General features: G+C 73.4%; 17 protein-coding genes and 1 pseudogene. 9 read left to right on the forward strand and 9 right to left on the reverse strand.

Annotated features, from left to right (window positions below; translation table 11 throughout):
• Window positions 1-2 precede the first annotated feature (2 nt).
• Both AB0J72_RS22735 and AB0J72_RS22740 read left to right on the forward strand, forming a co-directional pair.
• Complete coding sequence (locus tag AB0J72_RS22735; RefSeq protein WP_363401969.1) at window positions 3-818, forward strand: DUF72 domain-containing protein; 816 nt, start codon at window positions 3-5, stop codon at window positions 816-818.
• Window positions 819-861: 43 nt separating this feature from the next.
• On the forward strand, window positions 862-1,791 hold the full coding sequence (locus tag AB0J72_RS22740; RefSeq protein WP_363401726.1) for an SDR family NAD(P)-dependent oxidoreductase: 930 nt from the start codon (window positions 862-864) through the stop codon (window positions 1,789-1,791).
• Window positions 1,792-1,852: 61 nt separating this feature from the next.
• Here AB0J72_RS22740 and AB0J72_RS22745 read toward each other — a convergent pair whose 3' ends face one another.
• Together AB0J72_RS22745 and AB0J72_RS22750 are read right to left on the reverse strand one after the other, a co-directional pair.
• Complete coding sequence (locus AB0J72_RS22745; protein ID WP_363401728.1) at window positions 1,853-2,629, reverse strand: hypothetical protein; 777 nt, start codon at window positions 2,627-2,629, stop codon at window positions 1,853-1,855.
• A gap of 63 nt (window positions 2,630-2,692) precedes the next feature.
• Window positions 2,693-5,455, reverse strand: coding sequence for a BTAD domain-containing putative transcriptional regulator (locus AB0J72_RS22750; protein WP_363401730.1), 2,763 nt, complete (start codon window positions 5,453-5,455; stop codon window positions 2,693-2,695).
• Between the two features lie 132 nt (window positions 5,456-5,587).
• Here AB0J72_RS22750 and AB0J72_RS22755 point away from each other — a divergent pair, with 132 nt between their 5' ends.
• Complete coding sequence (locus tag AB0J72_RS22755) at window positions 5,588-6,214, forward strand: hypothetical protein (protein ID WP_363401732.1); 627 nt, start codon at window positions 5,588-5,590, stop codon at window positions 6,212-6,214.
• Here AB0J72_RS22755 and tnpB read toward each other — a convergent pair.
• Both tnpB and AB0J72_RS22765 read right to left on the reverse strand, forming a co-directional pair.
• Entirely contained in the window at window positions 6,209-7,588 is a 1,380-nt protein-coding gene (gene tnpB, locus AB0J72_RS22760) for an IS607 family element RNA-guided endonuclease TnpB (RefSeq protein WP_363401734.1), read from the reverse strand. The two genes, AB0J72_RS22755 and tnpB, sit on opposite strands and share 6 nt — an antisense overlap.
• A complete protein-coding gene (locus AB0J72_RS22765) occupies window positions 7,585-8,166 on the reverse strand; it encodes an IS607 family transposase (RefSeq protein WP_363401736.1) in 582 nt (193 codons plus the stop codon). The genes tnpB and AB0J72_RS22765 overlap by 4 nt, the downstream gene beginning before the upstream one ends.
• A 428-nt stretch (window positions 8,167-8,594) precedes the next feature.
• Between AB0J72_RS22765 and AB0J72_RS22770 the strand changes: the two are divergent.
• Window positions 8,595-9,035, forward strand: a pseudogene (locus AB0J72_RS22770) (glycoside hydrolase 43 family protein); the annotation flags it as partial.
• 147 nt (window positions 9,036-9,182) lie between these two features.
• On the opposite strand, the gene AB0J72_RS22775 reads toward AB0J72_RS22770, so the two are convergent.
• Window positions 9,183-9,596 (reverse strand): ATP-binding protein, encoded by a 414-nt coding sequence (locus AB0J72_RS22775; protein ID WP_363401738.1) that lies wholly within the window; start codon window positions 9,594-9,596, stop codon window positions 9,183-9,185.
• A 101-nt stretch (window positions 9,597-9,697) separates the two neighbouring features.
• Between AB0J72_RS22775 and AB0J72_RS22780 the strand changes: the two genes are divergently transcribed.
• The gene (locus AB0J72_RS22780; RefSeq protein ID WP_363401740.1) at window positions 9,698-10,003 is read left to right on the forward strand and encodes an STAS domain-containing protein; all 306 of its coding nucleotides are present in this window, start codon (window positions 9,698-9,700) and stop codon (window positions 10,001-10,003) included.
• Window positions 10,004-10,122: 119 nt separating this feature from the next.
• Complete coding sequence (locus AB0J72_RS22785) at window positions 10,123-11,352, forward strand: SpoIIE family protein phosphatase (RefSeq protein WP_363401742.1); 1,230 nt, start codon at window positions 10,123-10,125, stop codon at window positions 11,350-11,352.
• Window positions 11,353-11,378: 26 nt separating this feature from the next.
• Here AB0J72_RS22785 and AB0J72_RS22790 read toward each other — a convergent pair whose 3' ends face one another.
• Entirely contained in the window at window positions 11,379-12,011 is a 633-nt protein-coding gene (locus AB0J72_RS22790) for a hypothetical protein (protein WP_363401744.1), read from the reverse strand.
• Window positions 12,012-12,041: 30 nt separating this feature from the next.
• Here AB0J72_RS22790 and AB0J72_RS22795 point away from each other — a divergent pair, with 30 nt between their 5' ends.
• Entirely contained in the window at window positions 12,042-12,455 is a 414-nt protein-coding gene (locus AB0J72_RS22795) for an ASCH domain-containing protein (RefSeq protein ID WP_363401745.1), read from the forward strand.
• A 37-nt stretch (window positions 12,456-12,492) separates the two neighbouring features.
• On the opposite strand, the gene AB0J72_RS22800 is transcribed toward AB0J72_RS22795, so the two are convergent.
• Window positions 12,493-13,086: a hypothetical protein gene (locus AB0J72_RS22800; protein WP_363401747.1), complete on the reverse strand. Its 594-nt coding sequence runs from the start codon at window positions 13,084-13,086 to the stop codon at window positions 12,493-12,495.
• A 27-nt stretch (window positions 13,087-13,113) separates the two neighbouring features.
• On the opposite strand from AB0J72_RS22800, the gene pyrF reads away from it, so the two are divergent.
• A complete protein-coding gene (gene pyrF / locus AB0J72_RS22805; protein ID WP_363401749.1) occupies window positions 13,114-13,821 on the forward strand; it encodes an orotidine-5'-phosphate decarboxylase in 708 nt (235 codons plus the stop codon).
• Between the two features lie 8 nt (window positions 13,822-13,829).
• On the opposite strand, the gene AB0J72_RS22810 is transcribed toward pyrF, so the two are convergent.
• Both AB0J72_RS22810 and AB0J72_RS22815 read right to left on the reverse strand, forming a co-directional pair.
• The gene (locus tag AB0J72_RS22810; RefSeq protein ID WP_363401751.1) at window positions 13,830-14,555 is read right to left on the reverse strand and encodes a GAF and ANTAR domain-containing protein; all 726 of its coding nucleotides are present in this window, start codon (window positions 14,553-14,555) and stop codon (window positions 13,830-13,832) included.
• Between the two features lie 168 nt (window positions 14,556-14,723).
• Complete coding sequence (locus tag AB0J72_RS22815; protein ID WP_363401753.1) at window positions 14,724-15,239, reverse strand: AAA family ATPase; 516 nt, start codon at window positions 15,237-15,239, stop codon at window positions 14,724-14,726.
• An 83-nt stretch (window positions 15,240-15,322) separates the two neighbouring features.
• Between AB0J72_RS22815 and AB0J72_RS22820 the strand changes: the two genes are divergently transcribed.
• On the forward strand, window positions 15,323-16,291 hold the full coding sequence (locus AB0J72_RS22820) for a nitronate monooxygenase (protein WP_363401755.1): 969 nt from the start codon (window positions 15,323-15,325) through the stop codon (window positions 16,289-16,291).
• The last annotated feature ends 11 nt before the right edge of the window (window positions 16,292-16,302 follow it).

The following is a 16,302-nucleotide window of genomic DNA, read 5'->3' on the forward strand; positions in this document are numbered from 1 at the left end:
CGATGTGGGCGCACAAGGCGTGGCAGTGGCCGGGGAAGGAGCGGCTCAAGGCGTACGCCGGACGGTGCAACGCCGTCGAGGGCAACACCACGTTCTACGCGACGCCGACCAGGGAGACCGTGGCGACGTGGGCGCGGCAGACCGGGCCGGACTTCCGGTTCGTGGTGAAGCTGCCGAAGCGGGTCACCCACGAGCGGCGCCTGACCGACGCCGGCCCCGACGTGCGCGCGTTCCTCGACGCGATCGAGCCGCTGGGCCCCCGCACCCACGCCGTGTGGATCCAGCTGCCCGCGTCGTTCGGGCCGGCGGACGTGCCGGTGCTGGAGCGCTTCCTGCGCCGGATGCCGCCGTCGCTGCGGTGCGCGGTGGAGGTCCGCCACCTGGACTTCTTCGCCGACCGGGCGGCGGCCCGCGAGCTGGAGACGGCCCTGGAGACGGTGGCGGCGGAGTGGGTGCCGTTCGACACGACCGCGTTCTTCACCAGCCCGCCGACCAGCGACGCCGAGCGCGACGCGTGGACGAAGAAGCCGCGGGTGCCGCGGCGGACGGCGGCGCTGACCGAGCGGCCGATCGTGCGGTACCTCGGCCGCGACGACCCGGACAGGACGGTCGACGGCTGGCAGGTCTGGCTGGACGTCGTGACCGGCTGGTTGCGGGAAGGCCGGTCGCCGACGGTCTTCGTGCACACGCCGGACAACGCCGACGCGCCCGCCCTCGCCCGGCGCTTCCACGACGAGGTCCGGGCGCGCCTGCCGGAGCTCGAGCCGCTGCCGGAGCCCGAGGCGGCCGAGGACGACGAGCCCCTCACCCTGTTCTGAGGGGCTTGCGTTCGAGCGCGCTCGAAGGTGCAGGGTGGGAGGTATGAACGGGAACCTTGGAGCGAAGACCACCGCCGCCGAGGTGATCGACGGCGTCGACCTGAGCGGACGGACCGCGATCGTCACCGGCGGCGCGTCGGGCATCGGCACCGAGACGACTAGGGCGCTCGCCGCCGCCGGCGCGCGGGTGATCGTCGCCGTCCGGGACGTCGCGAAGGCCAAGGGTGTCGTCGAGGCGGAGGTCGCCGAGCTCGACCTGGCATCGATCCGGTCGGTGGACGCGTTCGTCGCGACCGTCAGCGGCCCGGTGCACATCCTGGTCAACAACGCCGGTGTGATGGCGGCGCCGTTCACACTGACCGCCGACGGGTTCGAGCTGCAGTTCGGCACCAACCACCTCGGCCACTTCGCGCTCGTCCAGGGGCTGCTGCCGCGGCTGCTGGAGGGCGCGGCGCAGGCCGGCGAGGCTCGGGTCGTGTCGGTGAGCTCCGCCGGGCACCACCGCAGCGACGTACACCTCGACGACCCGAACTTCCAGGACCGCCCCTACGACCGCTGGCAGGCCTACGGCCAGTCGAAGACCGCCAACGTGCTGCTCGCCGTCGAGCTGGACCGCCGGCACGCCGGGGACGGGATCGTGGCCAACGCGCTGCACCCGGGCGGCATCCTGACGCCGTTGCAGCGGCACCTGAGCGTCGAGGAGCAGGTGGAGCTCGGCTGGATCGACGAGCAGGGCCGGCCGCTGCAGGACTTCAAGACGACCGGGCAGGGCGCCGCGACGTCGGTCTACGCTGCGGTGTCGCCGGACCTGGCCAAGCGGGGCGGGCAGTACCTCGAGGACTGCGCGGTCGCCACGGAGTACGGCGGCAGCGGGCCGTTCCGCGGGTACATGCCGTACGCCCGGGACCCGAAGCGCGCCGCCGAGCTGTGGGAGCGCAGCGAGGACTGGGTCGGGCGGGCCCGCAAGGGATGACGTGAGGCACCGGCCCCGGCGGCGCGGTGTTGCCGGGGCCGGTGCGGTCAGGTGGGACCTCTCAGTAGAGGTCGGTGGTGCTGGCGCCGCCGAAGCCCGGCGCGGTCACGGTCAGCCGGGTGGCGTTGATGGTGCGCTGGTCGGGCATCGTGACCCGGCCGGTGCCCTCGTGCGCCGGCAGCGTGTACGTCCAGTACCGCGGCGTCTGCACCCGCTCGTGGGTGCCGGGGATCGTGTACCAGACCCAGTAGTCCCAGCGGACGGTGAAGCTGGTCTCGCCGACGACGTTGTCGTCGAACGAGATCATCCACTGCTGGCCGTTGTGGAACGACACGATGTTCGAGATGGCCGGCGCGTTGTAGGTGCGGCAGCCGAGCTGCGGGTTGCCCGCCGGGGTGGCGCCGGACGGCGTCACGTTGATGGCGTACGCGCAGACGGTGTGCGAGCCGTGCTTCGCCGGGATCACCGCTTCGTAGCCGCGGTACGCCCCGAAGTACGGGTACGCGGCCGCGACGTCCGCCCGGTAGGTGTTCGCGACGGTCGAGCCGGCGAACGTGCCGTCGATGTACACGTGGACCTGCAGCGACGCGGCGGTGTCGCCGTCGGCGGCCCAGCCTTCGACGCGCACGCCGTTGCTGGTGAACGTGACGGCGTCGAGGGCGCCGCGGGCCGGGGTGTCGATCGGGCCGGGGTCCGGGTCCGGGTCTTGGTCGCCGCACGCGGGCGGCGGCACCGGCTGGTCGCACAGCGGCGAGGCGTGCGCCGTCCCGGGGACGACTATGGCGCCGGCCAGGGCGAGGTGCGCCGCCGCGGTAGCGATGGTCAAGGACTTCTTCATCGAATACTCCGTGGTTGTCGCGGAGGCCCATGGTGCGGCCCGCCGCGTGCAATCCACGTGCAGTCAGAGCCTGTCGATGTACGCGCGCACCGCCGCCCGGTCCATCAGCCGCCCGCGCCGGTGCGCCTCCTCGAACTCCGCCGGGTCGAGCTGGGACGTGACCGCGGCGACGTTGCGGGGGCCGTTGAGCGGGTCCATGCGCTGCGGTGAGTAGCCGACCTGCCCGCCGAGCGCGTCGACCGCGCCGAGCAGCACCGCGCCGGCGCCGGGCCGGCCGGTGAGGGCGAGCGTGCCGGCGAGCAGGTGCGTGGTGGCGAGCCAGCCGGTGACGTCGTCCTCCTCGTCCAGGTCGCGGGTGGCGCGGCGGGTGAGCGCGTAGGCCTCGTCGTGCTCGCCGTTGACGGCGGCCTGCTTGGCGCGGATCCAGCGGGCGGAGCCGGCCGACCAGACGAAGCCGCAGCGGGTGCCGACCTCGATCGCCTCGTCGAGGGCGGCCGCGGCGGTCTCCGCGTCGCCGCTCGCACCGGCGATCAGACCGATACTGATCAGCGCCTCGGGCAGGACCCAGTCGGCGCCGCTGGCGATGGCCTGCTCGCGGGCCTCCTCGCCCATCTTGGCCCCTTCCTCCAGCTGACCGCGCAGGCCCAGCGACAGGGTGAGGTACGCCGACGCGCGGGCCAGGGTCGTGGGCCGCCCCGCCGCCCGGGCGAGCTCCAGGGCGACGAGGATCGCCTCGGTGCTGGCGGCGACGTCCCCGGCGAGGTACTGCAGGCAGGCGATGCCGGTCAGTGCCCTGGCCCGGTCGTCGCCGGGCGCGTCCGGGGCGGCGTCGAGGCCGGCCCGCAGCCAGCGCAGCCCCTCGGTGATGTGGCCGGTGCGGTACCAGAACCAGGCGAGGTCGGCGGCGAGCCGCAGCCCGGCCGCCGGGTCCTCGCCGCCGAGGGCGAACGCGAGCGCGGCGCGGGTGTCGTCCTGCTCGGCCGAGAGGGCGCGCAGCCACCAGCGGGCGTGGGGTCCGCGCAGTTCACGGTCGGCGGTCGCGGCGAGCTCCGCGGCGCGGGCGAGGTGGCGGCGGCGGACCGCGCGGCGCTCGTCGTCGCCGAGGCGGCGGCCGGCGTACTGCCGCAGCGTCCGCAGCATGCGGTAGCGCCGCGGTGACGTGTCCGGCAGCGTCGTGACCAGTGACGCGGTGATGAGCCCGGTCAGCGGCGTGAGCACGTCGCCGGCGACGCGCTCGGCGGCGTCGAGGTCGAACGTGCCGGCGAAGACGCTGAGCCGCGCGAACGTGTCCCGCTGCGGCTGGTCGAGGAGCCGGTAGGTCACGTCGATCGCGGTGTCGAGGCTGCGGTGCCGGGCCGGCACGTCGCGGCGGGCGGTCCGCAGCGCCGCCGGGTCGTCGAGCCGCTCCAGGATCTGCGCCGGGGACAGCGCGACGAGCTGCCCGGCGGCGAGCTCCACGGCGAGCGGCAGGCCGTCGAGGCGTTCGCAGATCCGGGTGACGACGGCCCGCTCGGCGGCGTCGCAGCGCCACTCGGGGGCGACGGCGGCGGCCCGGTCCAGGAACAGCTCGACCGCGACGGTGGCGGCGGGCAGCGGCGGCACGGGGTGGCGCCGCTCGCCGCCGATGCTCAGCGGCACCCGGCTGGTGACGAGGATCCGCAGGCCGGGCAGGCCGGTGAGCAGCCGCGGCAGGACGCCGGCGAGGGCGTCGACGAGGTGTTCGCCGTTGTCGACGAGCAGGACGATCCGCCGGTCGCCGACGGAGGCGGCGACGCCGGCGAGGTCGGTGGAGACGGCCAGGCCGAACGCCTGGGCGAGGGTCGGCTCCAGCAGGGTGTCGTCGGCGAGCCCGGCGAGCTCCGCGACGCACACGTCGCGGCCGAGTCCGCGGCACACCTCGACCGCGAGGCGGCTCTTGCCGCTGCCGCCCGGCCCGACGAGCGTGATCAGCCGGTGGTCGCGCAGCAGCGCCCGGACCTCGGCGACCTCGACGTCGCGGCCCAGGAACCGGTCCGCGGGCAACGGCGGCGGCTGGGGCAGCACCGGCGGCCGGGGCGGCTGAAGCGGCTGGGGGAGCGCGGGGACCGCCGGGCCGAGGTGCGGCTCCTGCCGCAGGATCGACTGGGCGAGGGTGGCCAGCTCCCCGCCCGGGTCCAGGCCGAACTCGTCGGCGAGCATGGTGCGCGCCTCGTGGTAGGTGGCGAGCGCCTCGGCCTGCCGGCCCGCCCGGTACAGCGACAGCATCAGCCTCGCGCGGCTGCCCTCCCGCAGCGGATGCTCCGCGACGAGCGCCGACGCCGCGGCGACGGCCTCCGCGGTGCGGCCGAGCGCGAGCAGGGCGTCGACCCGCAGCTCCGCGGCGACCTGGCGCAGCTCGGTGAGCCGGGCGATCTCCGCCTGCGCGGCGGGGTCGTCGGCGAGGTCCATCAGCGCCGGCCCGCGCCACAGCGTGAGCGCCGCGTCGACGCTGCGCAGCGCCGCCGCCGGGTCCGCGGTGAGCGCCTCCCGGCTCCGGGCGACCCCGTGCTCGAAGCGCTGCGCGTCGATCTGCCGGGCGCAGGCGACGACCCGGTAGCCGCGCTGGTGCCGTTCGAGGGTATCGGGGCCGATCACCCGGCGCAGCCGCGACAGGTAGGTCTGCAGGGCGTTCGTCGCGCTGGGCGGCGGGTCCTCGCCCCACACGCCGTCGATGAGCCGGTCGACGCTGACCACCTGGTCGGCGTCGAGCAGCAGGGTGGCGAGGACCGCCCGGGGTTTCGGTCCGCCGAGCGCGACGACCCTGCCCGCGGCGATGACCTCCAGCGGACCCAGGATCCGAAACTCCATGTGACTCCTTGCGGTGGTGCGAGCGCGTCGAGGGTGCCACACATGTGCCACTCCGATGGGCGTGTCAGTCTTGTGAACGACACATTTCGAAACGGCTTCGGGATCATCGGTACGGGTCCATACCGTGTCGGCATGTTGCGACGACTCCTCACCGTCCTGGCGCTGCTGGCGCCGCTGCTGGTGCCCTTCGCGGCACCGGCGCCGGCCGGCGCCTCGACCTTCGCGCCCGCCGGCGGGCGGCTGATGTTCGCCGGCCAGTCCACGAAAGTGTCGTGGGACGACTACACGTCGTTCGCCGCCGCGCCCAGCGGCGGCTCCGTCTACTACGAAGTGAAGTCCGGCACCTGGGTCAACGCCGGGCACCGCGACTACGCCACGTTCCTGGCCCAGCAGGGCAAGATGATCCAGGTCGGCGTGTCGTGGAAGGACAACCCGCCCGGCTTCAACGGCGGCGACGAGAACACCAAGGCGGCCCGGTCCCGGGCGGTCACCGCGGAGCTCGCCGCCGGCGGTTACGCCGCGCAGTTCAACCAGCTCATCGCGTTCATCAACCAGTACCCGAACGCGAAGTTCTTCCTGCGCCTGGACTACGAGGTGTCCAGTTTCTACCACTGCACCGACGCCTCGTGCTCCTCGTACAAGAACGCGTTCGCCCGGATCCGCTCGCTGATCGAGGGCCAGAAGCGGCAGGACAACGTCACGTACGTGTTCCACCCGGTGCGCGGCGAGTACGAGCAGATGTACCGTTCTCGTTCATGATGCTGTAGCCAGCATCCGATCGAGAGTCCCACCGCGAGGTGGGACGGTCCCGGTCTGACCCGCAGGCGCGGTGCCGGGTTGACGCTTCGCAGCCACCTGCCCGCGTACGCGGGTCTTCCGGTCGGCTCCACGTCCAGCCACCGAGCCACTCCCGGCGGTGTCGAACTCGGCCGCCAACGCGGCCAGGTTCGCGGCGGCGTTGCGGTCGCGGTCCATGACCAGGCCGCACGCCTCGCAGTGGTATTCGCGCTCGGCCAGGGCCAGCTTGGCTTTCACCGCACCACAGCCTGAGCAGGTTTTGCTGGACGGGTACCAGCGGTCGGCCGTCAGCAGCCGGCCACCGTTCCATTGCGTCTTGTACGCCAACTGGCGGCGGATCTCGGCGAACCCTGCGTCGGTGACGTGCCGCGCGAGAGTCCGGTTGCGTAGCATGCCGGCGACGTTGAGGTCTTCCACCACGATCGTGCCGTGTTCACGGGCGAGCCGGGTGGTGAGCTTGTGCAGCCCGTCGCGGCGCAGGTTCGCCACCCTTGCATGGGCGCGGCCGAGACGGGCCGATGCCCGCTGCCACCGGTTCGACGGGCGCCGGCCGGTCCGCCGGTCCGGACCGGCCTTGCGTGCCATCGCCCGCCCGAACGTCCGCAGGCGGGCCTGCGCGGCTTGCAGGTGGCGGGGGTTGGCGACCAGTTCGCCGGTGGACAGCACCGCGAGATGCTTGATGCCGACGTCGACCCCGACCACCGAGTCCGGCCGTGCTGGTTTGCGTTCGGCGCGGTCCACCTCGACGGTGAACGAGACATGCCAACGCCTGCCGTCGCGTCGCACGGTGGCCGACATGATCCGGGCCGTGCCGGCCTCGATGCGGCGGGCGAGTTTGCGGGCGGACTCATGCAGCTTCAGCCGGCCCAGCCTCGGCAGCACGACATGCCTGCGGTCGGGTTCGACGCGGATGGTGCCGGTGGTGAACCGCACCGACGGGGTGGTGCGGCGGCGGGACTTGAACCGAGGAAACCCGACCGGCCTGCCTGTCCGCTTGCCGGTCCGCGAGTCGTTCCAGTTCTTCAACGCGCGGGCCAGCGCGTCGAGGCCGGTGTTGTACGCCTCCTTGGAGCATTCCGCCCACCACGGGGCGACCTCGGCCTTGGCTTCGTTCCATGCGCGGCGCAGTGCCGCCAGCGTCCACGACATCGGCTCGGTGAGCTGATTGTCGCGGGTGCCGTAGGTGCGTTCGGCGGCCCGCTGCTCCATGACAGCCTTGACCCGCGCGAGCGCCCAGTTGTGGGCGACACGGGCCGCGCCGGCGTGAGCGAGCACGGCCCGTTCCTGGTGTGGGGTGAGGTCGAGGGCGTACCGGTACGCCTGGACCGTCTTCACGACACGTCCGAGCCGATCGCCTCGACCGCGCGGCGGACGCGGTTCGCGGCAGCGCGGCGGCCGTACAGGCGGGCGCACAGTGAGGTCAGGATCTCGGTGACGTCACCAACCAGGTCGTCATCAACTTCGGCCGGATCGACCACCAGCAGACGGCGTCCCTGCGCGGCCAAGGCAGCCTCGACGCACTCGGCACCGAAGCGGGCGAACCGGTCCCGGCGCTCGACCACGATCGTGGACACTCGTGGGTCGCGGAGCAGGGCAAGGAACTTCTTGCAGCGCCCGTCGAGCGCCGATCCGACCTCGGTGACGACACGGTCCACGGCCAGCCCTTGACCGGTGGCCCAGGTGGTGACCCGCGCGACCTGCCGGTCCAGGTCCGCCCCCTGGCCGGCGGATGACACCCGGGCATACACGGCGGTCGTCGCGGCGACGGTAGTGGCAGTGGCAGTCGCGGTGGGATCGACCAGGATAAGTCGGCCAACCCTGCGTGCGGGAACTGGCAGCTTCCCCTCCCGGAACCAGCGGTAGGCGGTGACGTGGTGCACGCCTTGAAGCTCCGCCCACTCCTTCAAGTTCACTAGAGCATCATATTGCATTATCATGCGTTGACAGTTGGCCATCCCGGTGACGCCGGCACCGACTGGGTCGGCGTGTCCGTCTTCGCCCACGAGCTGTGCCTCAACAAAGGCGACTGGATCAAGTTCGACGGCGTAACCTTCGGCGGCCGCACCCCCCAACCAGCGTGGTGTTCCGCTACTCCTCGGCCCGCCCGACCAGCCAGGCGTTCACACTGGAGTTCCACGCCGGCTCAGCGACCGGGCCGGTCATCGCCGCACCCGGGATACTCGGCACCGGCAGCTGGACGACGTAAGGAGATCGCCTTCAACGTCAGCAACCTGCCGACGGCACCACCTCCATGACCGCGGTTATCCGCTGCAGCGACAGCGCGGAAATGATGGACATCGACTGGTTCCGCTTCCGGTAGCGGACCAGCCGCCGGGTCCAGCACGCGCGGGCGACGTTCGAGGCGACGGTCGAGTTCGCGCCGGTGCACTGCCAGCAGCTGGCCGGCATCACCGTGTACTACAACAGCCGCAACTGGTTCCTGCTGCGGGTCGGCTACGACGAGACCGACGGCCCGTTCGTCGACGTGCTCTCCAGCGACCGGGGACGGGTCACCGCGCACGGTCCCGCGGTGCCGGTCGACGGGCCGGTCCGGCTCCGGCTCGACCTCGACGGCGGGGCGCTGCGGGCGTCGTACGGCGACGTGGAGTGGGGCCCGTTCGACGCGAGCATCCTCTCCGACGAGTACGCCCAGGAGTCCGACAACGGGGTGCCCCGCGCGTGGGGCTTCACCGGCGCGTTCTTCGGACTGTGGGTGCAGGACATGACCGGCGGCGGGCTGCCCGCGGACTTCTCCGCGGCGACCTACAAGCCGCAACCCTGAGACGTCCCTGACCGGGCACGGACGCCGGCGTTCGCTGGGCTCCTCGCCGCTGCGGTTTCCGCATGCCGAGGAGCCCGACGGCGCCGGCCGGCACGCTTCCGGCCACCCGGCGGTAGGCATCCACGCAAGACGGGTGGCGGCGCCGGCCTACGCGGCGCGGGCGTCGAGGGTCAGGCGGACCAGGCGCCGGCCGGCGGTGGTGTCGACCGTGAGGTCGTCGGAGAGCTTCTCGGCCAGCCACAGGCCCCGGCCGTGGATCTGGTCGGGCGGGGGAGCCTGCGCCGGGACGAGGAACCGCCACGGCGTGGTGCCGGTGTCGGCGATCTCGACGACGAGCCTGCCCGCCTGCGAGATCAGGGTGACCGCGGCCGTGCCGCCGCCGTGCTCCACCGCGTTGATGACGATCTCGTTGACGGCGATGATGAATCCGTTTACCCGGTCGGGTGATAGGCCGACCTCGCGGGCGGCGTCCGCCACCCGCTCCCGGACGTCGCCGACGCCGGCCACCGTCACCGGTGGCAGGGCCACCAGCACCGGTGATGTGTCAGGGTCGTCCCGCATGTCGCATCCACAGGTCGTGTACTGCCGCGGCGCCGTCGCGCCCCCGTCGCAGCCACCATATAGGGTCAGCGGATGCTTGTCGTTTCGTGCTGGGAGGGGCCATGACGCTGTCGATGTCGACCACCCGCGACGACGACACCTGCACGGTCAGCATCGCCGGGGACGTGGACCTCTCCACCGCCGGTGAGCTGGACCGTGAGGTGCTCGCCGCCGTCGACAGCGGCGCCACCACGGTCGTGGTGGACCTGGCGGAGGTGACCTTCATCGACTCGGCCGGCATCAACACGCTGCTCAAGGGCCGCCGGCACGCCGGGGAGCAGGGCCGGCAGCTCCGGATCGCCAACGCGACCGGCGTCGTGCGCGACGTGCTCGACATGACCGGCGTCCTGGCGCACCTGTCCGGCTGAGCCTCCGGTCGCGGCGTTCATCGTCGGGTCGCACCGCGGTGTCGGAGGGGGTGCGGCGCGGTGCTGATGCGACACTGTGCGGGTTCGAGCGGGCGGAGGGGCGAGAGGCAGGGGCACGGGTGCCGAGGCGCGGCGGGAAGGCGTTGGCGGTCAGCGAGGAGAAGCTGCGCCGGCTGCAGGCGGTGACCGACGCCGCCCTGTCGCAGCTCGGCCTCGAGGACCTGCTGCACGAGCTGCTGGAGCGGACCCTGGACATCCTGCGCGCCGACAGTGCGGCCCTGCTGCTGCTCGACCACGACGGCACCGAGCTGGTCGCGATGGCGACCGCCGGTCTCGACCGGGAGCCCCGGCACGAGGTCCGGGTGCCCGTCGGCCACGGCTTCGCCGGCGGGGTCGCCGTCCGCGGGGTCGCCGTCGCCGTCGAGCGCTTCGACCGGGCCGGCAGCGGCGGCACCGACTTCGACGCGGCGCTGTTACCCGAGCGCACCACGTCCGTCCTCGGCGTGCCGATGCTCAGCAGCGGCCGGGTCATCGGCGTGCTGCACGTCGGCACCCTGCAGCAGCGCTCGTTCACCGCCGACGACATCGAGCTGCTGCAGCTCGTCGCCGACCGGGCCGGCCTCGCCACCGAGGCGCGCCGGTCGCACCTGGACCGGGCTGCGGCCGTCGCTCTGCAGCGCAGCCTGCTCCCGGCCCGCCCGCCCGCGGTCCCCGGCCTGGACGTCGCCGTCCGGTATGTTCCCGGTGCCCAGGTCGGCGTCGGCGGCGACTGGTACGACGTCTTCGACCTCCCGTCAGGGCACGTCGGCATCGTCATCGGCGACGTGGCCGGCAGCGGCCTGCACGCGGCGGTGGTGATGGGCCGGATCCGCAGCGCGCTGCGCGCGTACGCGATGGAGACCGACGACCCGGCGGACGTCCTCACCCGCCTGGACCGCAAGGTGCAGCGCTTCGAGCCCGACGCCATGGCCACCGCCGTCTATGCCGTCCTGGCCCCGGACCTCGGCACCGTGACCATGTCCAACGCCGGCCACCTGCCGCCGGTCCTGATGACACCGGACCAGCCGAGCCGGCTGCTCAGCATCCCCCCGGACCTGCCCCTGGGGGCGTACCGCGACGCCGCCCGGCGCAACACGCGGCTGCCGCTGGAGCCCGGCGAGGGCCTGTTCCTGTACACCGACGGCCTCGTCGAGCGCCGTGCCCGCGGGATCACCCCGGGCCTGCAGCGGATGGTCGGTGTGCTCGCCGCCGTGGCCTCCGCCGACGGCACCTGCAACGCGGCGATGACCCTCCTGGACAACGCCGCCCCGACCGACGACGTCGCCGTCCTCGCGATCCGCCGTACCTGACGCGCGGTCCTTACCGTGCGTGACGGCTACGCCACGTGGTCGCGGATGGCCGGGTCCAGGACGTCGGTGGGGTCCCAGCCGGCGTCTTCCCCGTCGACCGGCGCGGCGGCGAGGAACGCGGCCTCGACCGGGCGCAGCGACTCGATCAGCGCGCCGACCGGGTGACGGTCGGTGAACCTGGCGCCGTCCCGGTCGACCAGCAGCACGGCGAGCGGCTGGTCGCCGCCGAGCGGCAGGTCCGGGTAGACGTCGCCGCCCCAGTGCAGGACCGGGGCGCCCGCGTCGGCGAACCGGCCGGCGCCGGCGAGCATGAGCAGGTCGGTCTGCGTGCTGTAGACGTCACCGTGGTAGTCGTACAGGTAGATCTCCAGTGCGTCGTCGCGGTGCCGGGCGAGCGTGAATCCGCCGGCCGCGCGGGCCGCGAGCAGCTCCAGCGGGGTCCTGGCCCGGGCGGCGCGGATCCCGGCCACCGCGGCGGGGTAGCCGGCGAGATCTGCGAGGTCCCAGTCGGTGCCGGCGCCGTCGATCGCCCAACCGGTCCACATCGCCGCCGGATTGGCGATCACGTCGAGCCCGGGCAGCGGCGCCACCAGCCAGTCGTCGAACCCGGCCCTGGACATCGGCATCCGCGTTGCCACCATGTACGAGCGACCACTCACGCGCCCGACAGTAGCCGTAGTGTTGGCCGGGTGACCGACCTCCCCACGTTTCAGTTCGGGTTTCCCGGCCCGCTGCGCGACGCGCTCGTCGCCGCGGTGCTGAACGGCACGAAGACGACCACGACCGGGCTGCTCCAGGACTGGGAGATCGACGGTGAGCCGCTGCCCGCCGCCGGCGACCGGTCGGCCGTGGTCGACTCCGGCGACCGTCCTGTCGCGGTGATCGAGCTGACCGGCGTCGAGGTCCGCCGCCTCGGCGACGTCGACGCCCGGCACGCCCGCGACGAGGGCGAGGGCCACGACACCGTCGCCGCCTGGCGGGCGGGGCACGAGGAGTTCTGGCACGGGGCCGACTACCGCGGCTGGCTCGGCGACCCGGGGTTCACCGTCGACGACGACACACCCGCCGTCCTGCAACGCTTCCGGGTCGTCGAGAGGCTCTGAGCCGCTTTTCCAGCACCCCGCTTTCAGCACCGCGCTTTCAGCACACCGTGCCGCCGTCGGCCGCGAGCGCCTCGGCCACCTCGGTGAGGACCGCCCGCCACTGGGTCTCGTCCTGCTTGGGCAGCACGTCGTCCCACAGGACCAGGCAGCTGCCGCGCAGCTGCTCGAAGCCGGCCGGCCGGCCCATGAACCACAGATGCAGGTGCGCCGCGCCGTCGCCGATCTTCGACGCGTGCACCCTGGCGATCCCGCCTACGGACATGATCGCCCGCTCGACCCGCTGCAGCATCGGCCCGACCTCGGCGGCCCGCTCCGGCGGCAGGGTGCCCAGGTCGTAGTGGCCGATCGGGCACAGCAGCACCACGACCGGCACCGCGCTCGGCCCGCCGGCGTGCCGGAGCATCCAGTGCTCGTCCGCCCAGACCGTTCTCGCGGTCTCGTCCTTGCAGATCATGCACGACTCGGGCCCGTCCTCGCCGTTGCGCGGCGGCTCCGGCAGCACCGGCGGATCGAGCGAGCGCACCCGCAGCTCGCCGTCGAACGGAAACGTGTCCCAACCGGGAATCCCACTGCCGTCGAACGGCGTCGACGGCGCACCGACAGGCAGGTGCCGCACGAAACGATCGGTCATGCCGCCGATCATGCCAAACTGCTCGCCGTGAATCTGTCCCGTCGCGTCATCGTCGCGCTCGACCACGACAACGCCCAGGACGCCGCCACGACGGTCGACCGTCTCGGCGACGCCGGCCAGGCGTACAAGATCGGACTGGAGCTCCTGACCGCCGCGGGCCCGTCCCTGGCCGCCGCGCTCGCCGCCGCCGGCAAGGACGTCTTCCTGGACCTGAAGCTCTTCGAGATCCCGTCGTCCGTCGCCGCCGCCGTACGAGCGGCCGGCCGCCACGGCGCCACCATGGTCACCGTCCACGCGACGGCGGGGTCCAGGATCCTGGCCGCGGCGGTGGAGGCGGCCGCGCCGTTCCCGCGGCTGCGCGTCGTCGCGCTGACCGTCGTCACCAGCCTCACCGCCGCGGACCTCGCCGAGGTCGGCATCGACGCCACCACCGAGGAACAGGTCACCCGCCTCGCCGCACTGGCACGGCGGGCGGGCTGCCACGGCGTCGTCGCCTCCCCGCACGACGCGGCCGCACTGCGCCGGCTGCTCGGCCCGGACCAGCTGATCGTCACACCCGGCGTCACACTGCCCGGCGGCCCGGCCACCAGCGATCATGCCCGCCCCGCACACCCGGTGGACGCCTTCCGTGCCGGCGCGTCACACGTCGTCATCGGCCGCGCCCTGACCCGGGCCCCGGACCCGGCCGCCGTGCTCGCCACCATCGTCGACGACCTGCGGGCGGCCGCGGCCTGAGCGATCCGTCAGTCCCTGAAGTCGGGCCGGGGCTCGGGCGGTGCGCCGCTGACCCTGGTGACGATGTCGCCGGCCACGTCGCGGAGCTTGCGGTTGCGGCTCTGCGACGCCCGACGCAGCAGGTCGAAGGCGGTGGCGGCGGTGCAGCGCTGCTGCGCCATCAGGATGCCGATGGCCTGGTCGATCACGCTGCTGGAGACCATGGCCTCGGCGAGCTGATCCAGCAGCTGGGACTGGCGGAACTGGCGGACGGTGAGCGTGAGTGCGTCGGTGCACTGCGCCGCGATCCCTTCCGCCTGCTTCCGGACCGGTGCGGTGAACACCCGGGTGGCGGCCGCGTAGAGGTTCATCGCGCCGAGGCTCTGCCCCTCGATGATCAGCGGCATCGACAGTGAGCTCGCGATACCGTGCGCGACCGCGTGCGGCCGGTACGCGTTCCAGCGCCGCTCCCGCCTGAGATCGTCGACGAGAATGACCTCGGCTTCCCGCATCGCGTCCAGGCACGGCCCTTCGTCGGCGCCGTACTGGATCTCGTCGACCTGACCGGCCAGCTCGTCACTGACCGCCACCGAGAACGGCCGCCCGTCCCGCCGCACCGTCATCCCGCACGCCACCGCCGGCGTCACCGCCGCGGCGGCGACGTGCACCAGCCGGTCGAGGAAGTCGTCCAGGTCGTGCGCCTGCACGAGCAGCCCGAGCAGCTGCGCGGCGGTCGAGTGCGGATGCTCGGTCACGACGGGCCGCTTTCCTGAGGTCGGCACTGAATTCTCTGATCTGTAACGTGTTGCCCAGATCCGCCGTGCCCTACTCATTCAGCCGTGCTGCGATCTGCGCCGGCCGCGCGGATGGTCCTGGGCGACCCGCTCACTACGTCACTGGGCTGCGGTTGCCGGCGGGGTCCCTCATCGAGAGGCTCGCACGTACGTGAGCGCGCGGGCGACGTTGGCCGGGACGTCGTCGACGGAGTCGAGGACGAGCCGGTCGTCGGTCCAGCCGGCGAAGCCGTCCCGCCGGGCCAGCACCGACTCCCAGGTGGGTTCGGCGTCGCCGGCGATCGGGTTGTCGGCCCGCTCGGCGAGGCGGCGGCGGTGCAGGGCCTCGTCGGAGCAGATCACCTCGACGAACCGCAGCCGCACCTCGTGCCGGGCGGACAGGTCACGCCACTGCTGGCGGGCGACCTCGGCGTCGTTGACGGCGTCGACGATCACGGTCTGGCCGAGCTTGAGCATCGCGCCGGCGAGGGCACCGACCACGACGAACGCGGCGAGCCCCGTCGGCTGGTCACGGTCGACGCCGGCGGCCCACAGCGCGACCTCGACCGGGTCGACGGGCAGGATCGGCGCAGGCAGCTCCCGCGCCAGCTGCCCGGCGATGGTGCTCTTCCCGGTCCCCTGCAGGCCGCACATCACGATCAGCACCCAGACAGGCTGCCACAGACATCCGCCGAGTGGATCCCGATGGCCGGTGCCGCCGAGCTCCGCGGTGACAGTACCGTGCGGGGATGCTGTCGACGCGGTTCACGAGCCTGGTAGGAGTGCGGCACCCGATCATGCTGGCGCCCATGGGCGGCTCTGCCGGCGGTGCGCTCGCGGCGGCTGTCTCGCGGGGCGGCGGGCTGGGGATGCTCGGAGCGGCCGACGGCGACCCGGCATGGCTGGCGCGCGAGGCGCCGGTCGCCGCGGCCACCGGGCTGCCGTGGGGGATCGGCTTCCTCACGTGGATGACGACCGTCGACGCGGTTCGGCGGTCGCTCGTGTACGAGCCGCGAGCCGTCATGCTGTCGTTCGGCGACGCACGCCCGTACACCCGCATCGTCCGCGACTCGGGCGCCCTGCTCATCCTCCAGGTCACCGACCTCGACGAGGCCCGCCAGGCGCTGGACCTCGGCGCCGACGTCGTCGTCGCGCAGGGCACCGAAGCGGGCGGGCACGGCGCGCTGCGTGGACGCTCGACCCTGCCGTTCGTGCCGGCGGTCGCCGACCTCGCCGGGCAGGTGCCGGTCCTCGCCGCGGGCGGCATCGCCGACGGCCGGGGCGTGGCGGCAGTGCTGGTCCTCGGCGCGGCCGGGGCGGTGATCGGCACCAGGTTCCAGGCGACCACCGAGGCGCTCGTGGCCCCCGCCACCGCGTCGGCGCTGGTGGCGGCCCGCGGCGACGACACCGAACGCAACCGGGTGCTGGACATCGCCCGTGGGTCGCGCTGGCCGTCGCGGTTCGCGGCCCGCACGCTGCGCCACCCGTACATCGACCGCTGGCGCGACCGGGAGGACGAGCTCACCGCCGACGAGCAGGCCCGGCGCGACTACCAGGACGACGTGGCCCGCGGCGCCGTCCCGCCGCTGCCGATCTGGGCCGGCGAGGGCGTCGACCTCATCACCGACCTGCCGTCGGCCGCCGCGCTCGTCCCGGAACTCGCCACCCAGGCCGAGGCCGCGCTGGCCCGCTGCTCAGGTGGTGCCCCAACGGTCTAGGAACTCCCCAG

It is taken from the genome of Dactylosporangium sp. NPDC049742, assembly GCF_040674675.1.
Lineage (GTDB): Bacteria > Actinomycetota > Actinomycetes > Mycobacteriales > Micromonosporaceae > Dactylosporangium > Dactylosporangium maewongense.

Coding starts and splice junctions, on each gene's coding strand:
- AB0J72_RS22735 (WP_363401969.1), top strand. CDS start 3: ATGTGGGCGCACAAGGCGTGGCAGTGGCCGGGGAAGGAGCGGCTCAAG.
- AB0J72_RS22740 (WP_363401726.1), top strand. CDS start 862: ATGAACGGGAACCTTGGAGCGAAGACCACCGCCGCCGAGGTGATCGAC.
- AB0J72_RS22745 (WP_363401728.1), bottom strand. CDS start 2,629: ATGAAGAAGTCCTTGACCATCGCTACCGCGGCGGCGCACCTCGCCCTG.
- AB0J72_RS22750 (WP_363401730.1), bottom strand. CDS start 5,455: ATGGAGTTTCGGATCCTGGGTCCGCTGGAGGTCATCGCCGCGGGCAGG.
- AB0J72_RS22755 (WP_363401732.1), top strand. CDS start 5,588: ATGTTGCGACGACTCCTCACCGTCCTGGCGCTGCTGGCGCCGCTGCTG.
- AB0J72_RS22775 (WP_363401738.1), bottom strand. CDS start 9,596: ATGCGGGACGACCCTGACACATCACCGGTGCTGGTGGCCCTGCCACCG.
- AB0J72_RS22780 (WP_363401740.1), top strand. CDS start 9,698: ATGACGCTGTCGATGTCGACCACCCGCGACGACGACACCTGCACGGTC.
- AB0J72_RS22800 (WP_363401747.1), bottom strand. CDS start 13,086: ATGACCGATCGTTTCGTGCGGCACCTGCCTGTCGGTGCGCCGTCGACG.
- AB0J72_RS22820 (WP_363401755.1), top strand. CDS start 15,323: ATGCTGTCGACGCGGTTCACGAGCCTGGTAGGAGTGCGGCACCCGATC.